The organism is Microbacterium paludicola (assembly GCF_039529675.1).
In the GTDB taxonomy this organism is placed as follows: domain Bacteria; phylum Actinomycetota; class Actinomycetes; order Actinomycetales; family Microbacteriaceae; genus Microbacterium; species Microbacterium paludicola.
Genome location: NZ_BAAANG010000045.1, coordinates 1 through 4888 on the forward strand (window position 1 = coordinate 1; position 4888 = coordinate 4888).

Below are 4888 nucleotides of genomic sequence, written 5' to 3' on the forward strand. Positions count from 1 at the left end.
CTCGGCGGGCGCGGGACCGGCAGTGTCCACGGCGAACCAGGCGCCGGCGGCGAGGACGGCGGCGATCGCCACAGCTACGGGGCCGCGTGCTCGGATGCTCATGACGGTCTCCTCTCGTGTCTATGTAGGTGGGTGGCCGGGTGGGGATCTGACCGACGAGCTCAGAGGAGGCGCAGGTCCCGGCGCAGCTGCTCGGTGAACGTGTCGGCGATGCGCGCGGCGAGCTCCTCGAGGAGGGCTTCGCGCCGGGGAGCGGGCAGATGCTGGAGGGACTCGCGCAGGCTCTGTCGCAGCTCATAGCCGAGGGCCTGGCCCACCAGCCAGCGCACCTGAGTCTGCAGGCGGTCGCCGATACGCTGTGCGCGCTCGATCGGCTGCAGCGGCGCGACGTCGAAGTCGACCTGCTCGATCGCCTCGGCCAAGGTGCGTCGCTGCGCGTCGGTGAGCTCCGGCGTGTAGCCGCGGGTCGACGGGTAGGCGTGCACGTGATCGCCGGCGGCGGTCAGGGAGATCTGCACGCCGATGCGCTCGGCGCGGCCGATGCGGATGACCTCGACCCGCTCGCCGGTCTCCGGGTCGACGGGGACGAGCCTGCCGAGGTGGTCCTGGTGGTGGGTCTCGGGCTGGCGGGTGTCCTGCAGCTCCCACACGATGCCGGCGAAGGCGACCCGGTCGCCGTAGGCGACGCGGGCCCCTTCCGTCTTGACTTCGCTCACCGTGGCCTCCTCACGCGGCCAGGTCGTGGTCCGCGGCCGCGGGGGTGAGGACTTCGATGATCTTCTGCGCCGCGGCGAGTACCCGGCTGGCGGTCTCGCGCATCACGTCGGCGTCGGCCTTCTCTGCCCAGCCGGCGATGTATCCGGTGCTGTAGGAGCCGGTGTCGAGCCCGAGCGCTCCGGCGACGATGTAGGCGGTGGACTCGGCCTCGACCTCCCGGGTGCCGCGGTGAGCGACGTAGTCGGCCTGGTCGTCGGTGTGGCCGAGCGTGACGTGGGCGACCTCGTGGATCATCGTCTTCGCAGCCTGGGCGGGTGCGATCGCCGCGTTCAGGGCGATCGTCTGGCGCTCACCGGAGGCGTACCCGTTGAAGCCCTCCCGCAGCTGCTCGCGGATGACCTGCCAACCCTGGGCGGTCATGTGCGCGGTGAGGTCGTCGACGATGCCGAAGTCGTCGTCGCCGGTCAGCTGCCGCACCGGGTTCTCGGGCACTCCGGGGTGGCCTGGGATCGGGTCGGTCTGGCTGATGTCGAACACGGACAGGATCGGGAATCGGGGAATCACCCGGGTGCTCTCCTCGCCGTTCTCGTCGGTCTCGGTGATGCGCTTCTGCGAGAAGCCGAAGATCTTGATCGCCTTCTCCCCGTCGCGCACCTGGCGGCCGCGCTCGCGCCACTTCACATAGCCGGCGACCTGGGTGGCGTTCTCGCGCTGGGCGAGGATCAGCATCAGGTTGTTGAGCGAGTAGCTGTGGAAGCTGCGCGCGTAGCTCAGGAACCGCGCCCATCCATCCGACCCGCGCAGCTGCTCGACCTGCGCGGTGATCTTGGCGTGCAGCTCGTCGACGCGGGCCTGGCGCTCCTCGGGGGTGAGCGTCTTGCGGGCCCTGCTGCGCTTCGTCTTCGTGGCCATGATGCCCCTCCAACTTCTATTAGTATCTCTGACAGGTACTAATATAGTCTGTGTTCGACAGGGATGCAACCCCCGAGATCGGATCCGCCGCAGGGTGTCTTTTCGCTGTCAGATCGGAGGCCCGCGAGGCACCTATACGGAGGACGCCAAGAGGAGGCACATGACGATCGACGCCCACGCCACGGGACGGGTTCGGAGCGAGGATGTGTGACCCGCGACCGGGGCCGCGATGCAGCGCGCACACGGCGCAGCAGCTCTCGCGCGCACAGAAGCGCTGTGCGCGTGCGCGGGACACGGCCGAGCGTTCTCCCGACGACCGGCGAGCTCGGCAACGGCTGGCTCGAGCGGAGGAGTACCTGCAGCGGAAGCAGGAGGCGTACGACTCCTCGCCGCGGGGGCAGCGCGAGCTCGTCGCGCAGATCTCGAGCGCTCCTGAGCCGACCGCGTCGGAGATCGACTCGCTGCGCACCCGTCTCAGCGTGGGTCGCGCGACGCGGATTCAGCAGCAGCGATCGCTTGCTCGAGTGAACGGGCTGAGTGCGCAGCTCGAGGCCGAGGAGATCGCCCGTGCGCTGCGCCGCGTTCGCCACCCCGCCGGATATGGCCGGCATCCTCTCGTCCTGCCCTCTGACGTGGTCGGCTTCCTCGTACAGGGCGACCTGGAACGCGCCGACGACGTCCGGTACCTCACGCTGTGGCGCGACGGTGCCACGGGAGAGATCGAGGTCTTCGCCACCGAAGTGGTGACCTCGGCTGCGCGCGCCCGACGCCTGGCGAGCGAGCCGGGGCGTCGTGGCTTCTGGGACGCACAGACCGCTACCGCGATCGGCGCCGAGGTGAGCCTGCTCTACATCGCTCCCGGTGACGCCCTGGGCGCCATCGCGGCAGAGCGCGCCCGCCAGAAGGCGAGCACGGAATGACTGACAGCGCTGGAAGACTTGTCCCGGCCGCTGTGTCCGGCCGTTCGGGAGGTGAGTCGATGCGAGACGGCACGCTCGCGCTGCGCCGCTCCGCCCTCGGCATCACCGTCGACGAGCTCGCCGAGGCCCTTGGCCTCGACCCCGCCACTGTGCGCGCCTGGGAGGACGCTTCCCAGGCGTATGCGCCGGCCCTGGCATGGCTCGACGACGTCGCCGCTGCCGTCGACCGGGCCCTCGACCAGTTCGGCACCTTCGTCACCGCGATCGCGCCGTCGACGCCGGAGGACCTCGAGGCGGACCGTATCCTCGCCGCGGCGCGAGAGTCCGGCACCTGGGAAGCGGACCGCTCGCCCGAGTGGACCTTCCTCCTGCCGTCCGTGAGCGCGGCCGCCGCCGACCCTCGAGCGGTGTACGCCACGCTGTTCCCCTCGGAGCCGATCCCGCTCGGGGCATACAACGCGCTGGTCGGTCGGTGTTTGCTGTGGTTCCACGCCAACGTCACCAAGCGGGCCGAGCTCGTCATCGCGGAGCTGACGACCCCGCTGGATGCCGAGCGCATCTTCGAAGGCGACATCGCCGACCTCGCCCTGGCCTATGAAGAGCCCGCGCGCGTCATCCAGCTGCTCGAGCGACCGGGGTCCGCAGCGATCAGCTGAACCGCACCGATGACCAAGAAGATCACGCAGTACCCCGCTGGCGGTCCGGACTGGGCGACTATCGCGGCATGGGTCGACGCCGGCAGACCCGACATCCCCAACGACGGCACCTGGCGGTCGCCACGGTGCACCGGCTGTGGCGAGAAGATCGCAGAGGACGACGACGCAATCGGCACCTCCCGCGGCCCGTTCCACAACGACTGCGCGATCGCCGAGCAGCACGAGGAGAGCAGATCATCGCCACCGGTGTGCTGGTGAACGGAGCTCACGTGCCTCGCTGAGGTGCGATCGCCGGCGCCTGGTGCATGAGGACCTGGTCCGAGTATGCGAGGCGGCACGAACGGCAGACGTATCCGTGTGCCACGGTGATCAGCACGGTCCCGCAGCTGGGGCAGCGCGGCTGCGTGTAGGCGGCGAGCTCGTCCATGACGCGTGAGCCTATGGGACCGTCCCGTCGCCTCGCGGCCGTTCTCCACAGGCCGCGCTCGAGCAGCTGTTCGAGCGCGCACCCCGGGGCGCCCCGCAGACGCTCTGGCTGCCCGACGTCGTCGCTCGTGCGCCGCCTCGAGGACTACTAGCCCGCCGCGAGGGGCTGGGGTCAGCGGATGCTGCCGGCGAGCTCGAGAATGCTCACCAGCAGGTCCGCACCCCCGCTTGAGTTCGCGACCGCGATGACGAGGCCTCCGGCGGCGAGGACCCACATGAGGAGGCGGGTGAGCTCTCGCGCGAGGTCTGCGATGGCCCGTGCGGTTCGGGTGATGCGGCGGAGGCAGCGGCGGATGCGTTGATGTGGCTTCACCTCCACCATGTACGCGGCGAGCTCACAGAGCGTGCGCCTGAGCCTGCCCTGCAGCAGTCAGGGCTTAGAGCCCCATCTCGAGCGCGGCCGCCGCGGTGCGGGCGATGAAGATCGAGCTCAGTGTGGCGTCCTTGCCGATGCGGTCGTTCCGCTTCATGTCGGAGAAGATCGCGCGTGCCTCGGTGGTGAGCTCGTCGTCGGTCTGAAACTGCGAGATGCGGATGCGATCGAACGTGCTGAGAGGACCGTCCGGGATCTGGGGCTGGGGGCGCTCGTAGACGATCCGGTCCTCACGGTCGCCGTCGTGGAACGTGATGATCACGGTGCACTGGGTCGAATAGTCGACGGTGTCGGAGCGTCGGGATGTCATGGTGCGACCCAATCACAGATCGCCGCGGTGGGCGTCAGCCGTCATCCCCTGGAGCGTTCGTGGCGTCGTTTCCGCGGCGCTCTCGCATAGCGACGCCGACGGCGAGCGAGCGAGCCGAGACCATCCGCGGTCGACCGACGACCTCGAACGGCATGCGCTGTTCCCACCAGTCGGCGAGCTCGCGAGATCGGAACTCGACGGCGACCACCTCTCCGCTGGTGAGCTCCACGAGCAGCGCGACCCTCTCGGTGTCCCCGGTGGTGCTCAACGAGGGTCCCTGGCTGCGTCCCGGCTGACGCGCAGGCCTGCCAGGTGGGCGTTCATGGAGGAGATCCGGATCTCGAGCGCCTCGGCTGCGCTGAGGCCGCGGCCGCTGTTGATCGCGGCGGCGAGGGTCTTGGCCTCCTCGAGCGTCCCGAGGCGGTAGTCGAGAGTCCAGTAGCCGGGCTCGTTCGCCTCGCATACGGCGATCGCGAAAGATCCGTCGCCCTGCTGCAGGGACTCGTCCGCCCAG

9 protein-coding genes are annotated in these 4888 nt (G+C 69.7%); 3 read left to right on the forward strand and 6 right to left on the reverse strand.

The window, feature by feature from the left end:
• Positions 1-161: 161 nt before the first annotated feature.
• Positions 162-716: a hypothetical protein gene (locus ABD161_RS15480; protein ID WP_344005004.1), complete on the reverse strand. Its 555-nt coding sequence runs from the start codon at positions 714-716 to the stop codon at positions 162-164.
• Positions 717-726: 10 nt separating this feature from the next.
• Positions 727-1629, reverse strand: coding sequence for an ArdC-like ssDNA-binding domain-containing protein (locus tag ABD161_RS15485; protein ID WP_344005006.1), 903 nt, complete (start codon positions 1627-1629; stop codon positions 727-729).
• A 524-nt stretch (positions 1630-2153) separates the two neighbouring features.
• Between ABD161_RS15485 and ABD161_RS15490 the strand changes: the two genes are divergently transcribed.
• Genes ABD161_RS15490 through ABD161_RS15500 form a run of 3 tightly spaced genes read left to right on the forward strand, consistent with a single transcriptional unit; the run spans position 2154 to position 3463 of the window.
• A complete protein-coding gene (locus ABD161_RS15490) occupies positions 2154-2549 on the forward strand; it encodes a hypothetical protein (protein ID WP_135115647.1) in 396 nt (131 codons plus the stop codon).
• 59 nt (positions 2550-2608) lie between these two features.
• Entirely contained in the window at positions 2609-3205 is a 597-nt protein-coding gene (locus ABD161_RS15495; RefSeq protein WP_344005010.1) for a helix-turn-helix domain-containing protein, read from the forward strand.
• Positions 3206-3214: 9 nt separating this feature from the next.
• Positions 3215-3463, forward strand: a complete 249-nt coding sequence (locus tag ABD161_RS15500) for a hypothetical protein (protein WP_344005012.1) — start codon at positions 3215-3217, stop codon at positions 3461-3463.
• Positions 3464-3803: 340 nt separating this feature from the next.
• Here ABD161_RS15500 and ABD161_RS15505 read toward each other — a convergent pair whose 3' ends face one another.
• From ABD161_RS15505 to ABD161_RS15520, 4 genes are all read right to left on the reverse strand, one after another.
• On the reverse strand, positions 3804-4013 hold the full coding sequence (locus tag ABD161_RS15505; protein ID WP_344005015.1) for a hypothetical protein: 210 nt from the start codon (positions 4011-4013) through the stop codon (positions 3804-3806).
• Positions 4014-4068: 55 nt separating this feature from the next.
• Positions 4069-4374, reverse strand: a complete 306-nt coding sequence (locus ABD161_RS15510) for a hypothetical protein (protein ID WP_344005018.1) — start codon at positions 4372-4374, stop codon at positions 4069-4071.
• Between the two features lie 34 nt (positions 4375-4408).
• Positions 4409-4642, reverse strand: a complete 234-nt coding sequence (locus ABD161_RS15515) for a hypothetical protein (RefSeq protein WP_344005020.1) — start codon at positions 4640-4642, stop codon at positions 4409-4411.
• On the reverse strand, positions 4639-4888 hold a 250-nt coding region (locus ABD161_RS15520), incomplete at its 5' end, for a hypothetical protein (protein ID WP_344005023.1). The genes ABD161_RS15515 and ABD161_RS15520, both read right to left, overlap by 4 nt.

Coding starts and splice junctions, on each gene's coding strand:
- ABD161_RS15485 (WP_344005006.1), bottom strand. CDS start 1,629: ATGGCCACGAAGACGAAGCGCAGCAGGGCCCGCAAGACGCTCACCCCC.
- ABD161_RS15495 (WP_344005010.1), top strand. CDS start 2,609: ATGCGAGACGGCACGCTCGCGCTGCGCCGCTCCGCCCTCGGCATCACC.
- ABD161_RS15500 (WP_344005012.1), top strand. CDS start 3,215: ATGACCAAGAAGATCACGCAGTACCCCGCTGGCGGTCCGGACTGGGCG.
- ABD161_RS15505 (WP_344005015.1), bottom strand. CDS start 4,013: ATGGTGGAGGTGAAGCCACATCAACGCATCCGCCGCTGCCTCCGCCGC.
- ABD161_RS15510 (WP_344005018.1), bottom strand. CDS start 4,374: ATGACATCCCGACGCTCCGACACCGTCGACTATTCGACCCAGTGCACC.